A 2,500-nucleotide genomic window follows, 5' to 3' on the forward strand; every position below is an offset into this window, starting at 1 on the left:
GCTTCCTGTACGTCAGGCCAGAGATTTACCGCCGGCTTCCTTCAGATTCCTCCTCACGGAGGACACCCTTGCCTTAAGTTAACTTTTCCCACTATCAAGGCACGTTCGGGACTTACACCCTAGAGTTCACGCACATGCCGGGCGCACATAACAAAATAGGATATTATATTGCTATAATATCCTTTTTTGCTTTTATTAGATTGATCCTAAAGTATAAAATGTATAACGAATTCTATTGATGAGCAATGTTTATAGATGTAGAGTATATAATCATCCTGGTTATTATCACATAATTTATTATCATACATAAAAAAAATAGCCTACCTAAGGCAGACTATTAAATATCTTATAAATAACAATTCATTAACTATTTAAGCACAACACTTGACCTTCCCATAATTGCATCGTCAGCATATAACAATACGGTGTAGGCACCTTTTTTAAGTTTGGAAGTATCACTCCATAAAAATTGGTATTCTTCTCCGTTATTGGTGAAGTTTATATTTTCTTTGAAAGTATACTGTAACTTGTCACCATGAATATAGAAAATAGAGTTGCTTGCTGCAATAAGATTCCCTTGTGGATCGATGATACGAGCAAATACTTCTTTTCTCCCTTTACGTGCTAATGCATTGTCAACTATAGTAAATTTAATTTGCAATTTGTCAGCTCGTTTTGCTCTGTTTTCAATTTCCAAAGTTCCGTTCTTCTTTTCTTCAACACCATTTACAACTATATTCGAAACTTTTAAAGATGACGCAATCAAAACTTTTTCATTCAATAACGAATTATCATTAGCCAATTGCTGAACCTTAGTTGAAGTTTCTTTAACAGTACCCTGCAATTCCACATTTTGCCTTTTTAGAATTTCATTCTGTAACTTCAAATCATTTACTTCCCCTAGCAATTTAGAAACGTTAGATTTCAAATTCTCCAACTGGGTGTTTGCTAATTGAATCTGACTATCTGAAACATTATTTTCTTCCAATGCAGCACGTAAATCAGCAATGTTTTGCCTTGCCTTTTTTTGCTGTTCTACGACTTCTACAGGTAATCCTTGAATATTTTGACGATCGATATTATCAAGTTCTGCTTCAATTCTATCGATTTCAATTTGCAACTTTTCCTTTTGAAGTGTCAATGTATATAGCTTCTCACCTGATGATTTATATTTTACATAGAAGTATACATTAGTAGCCAATAAGGAAATAATAGCCACGATAAAAAAATAAATTTTTGATTTATCTTTATTACCTTTTGGCTCTACCTCTGTCTTTTTAGATTTGACACTAGCTACTTTATCTTCCATAATCCTACCCCCAAATTAAACATGACTTATTCTTTGTATTATTAAATATTGTTTTTCGTAGATTCAAGAAAACATCAAAAACTATTCCAATTTGTCAAGTTTTATTTAAATTCGTTGAAAAATTAATTACAAACGCACAACAACTCATCTAATTAACTCAAATTCAATGAATTGTAAATTTTACTTTTAATTAATCTTTTGATTTCCACCTGGTTAATATTGCTCATTGAGGTGTAAATATCTCTCTTCAATTCAAATTTTGAAATAGCAGAAATTATATTATAATTTACCTCATTTAATTTAACAATTGTATTGCCTAAACGAATTTTTGAAGTATTAATATTTGATAGTGACAAAATATCATCTTCATAGTCAACGATTACTCCTCTCTCATGCTCACCTTTCCCACAAAATTCAATTTCTGCGCCAAATACATCAAAAACTAAGCGAAATATATCTCGTATGCTAATTTGACTGTCTTCTAATTCTGACTTTAAGACCTCAGGAGAATCCTTAATACATTTTACTAGTAGTCCCATATAGGATAATTTTTCAATGAAGACAATGTCTGCTTGTAATGTGTTCAAATACATTTTTCTGCCATTTTCGGAGAAAATAGAATGTAGAATTTTAGTTATTACTTCATCCAAAATTTCAGATGTGCATTGCCAGAAATCATGTTGAATAATTGGTATTTTATTTTGCTCTGCCAAAAGAATTAACAGTTGTCTCACCTCAAAAATTGGTGCTTCATTATTAAAATCATATGAATGATCGAAAAACCATTTTGTGTCAGCTAAACTCTTGATCAAAATTAAATTTTCGCTTTTCCGAATATTCTCTAAAACACTCAAGTTGTCAATACAACCATCTAAAATGTCAATAAATTCAATTTCAGAGATAAAATCAGATATTATAGCTACTTGCTCAAATTGAGCTTTTGTTTTACCCCCCAATAGCATAACCTTATAACCAACTTCGATCACCTTTTGTGCTAGAAGAATGCCGTTTGAGGTATATGGATCAAAGATTGTAAGTATTTTTTTAGGTTGATTGTCAAGCATAATGCAATATTATTCATTAAAAATTATATTACATAGAATAAAGCTAAGGATTAGTGAACTACCCATTTGCTAAAGACAAATGGGCTTCGGGCTTCACAGACTTGTGCTTTGTTGCCAAAGTCTTATT

2 protein-coding genes are annotated in these 2,500 nt (G+C 31.4%); both read right to left on the reverse strand.

Going from position 1 to position 2,500, the window contains the following annotated elements; genetic code table 11:
• Nucleotides 1-367: 367 nt before the first annotated feature.
• Nucleotides 368-1,309, reverse strand: coding sequence for a DUF8428 domain-containing protein (locus GOQ16_RS17085; protein ID WP_160070403.1), 942 nt, complete (start codon nt 1,307-1,309; stop codon nt 368-370).
• A gap of 152 nt (nt 1,310-1,461) precedes the next feature.
• Nucleotides 1,462-2,373, reverse strand: a complete 912-nt coding sequence (locus GOQ16_RS17090; protein WP_160070404.1) for a hypothetical protein — start codon at nt 2,371-2,373, stop codon at nt 1,462-1,464.
• Nucleotides 2,374-2,500: the final 127 nt, after the last annotated feature.

Origin of the sequence: Sphingobacterium bovisgrunnientis, from assembly GCF_009829085.1 — a bacterium.
In the GTDB taxonomy this organism is placed as follows: Bacteria; Bacteroidota; Bacteroidia; order Sphingobacteriales; family Sphingobacteriaceae; genus Sphingobacterium; species Sphingobacterium bovisgrunnientis.

Excerpts from the sequence above, each read along its gene's own strand:
- GOQ16_RS17085 (WP_160070403.1), bottom strand. The coding sequence starts at position 1,309 with ATGGAAGATAAAGTAGCTAGTGTCAAATCTAAAAAGACAGAGGTAGAG.
- GOQ16_RS17090 (WP_160070404.1), bottom strand. The coding sequence starts at position 2,373 with ATGCTTGACAATCAACCTAAAAAAATACTTACAATCTTTGATCCATAT.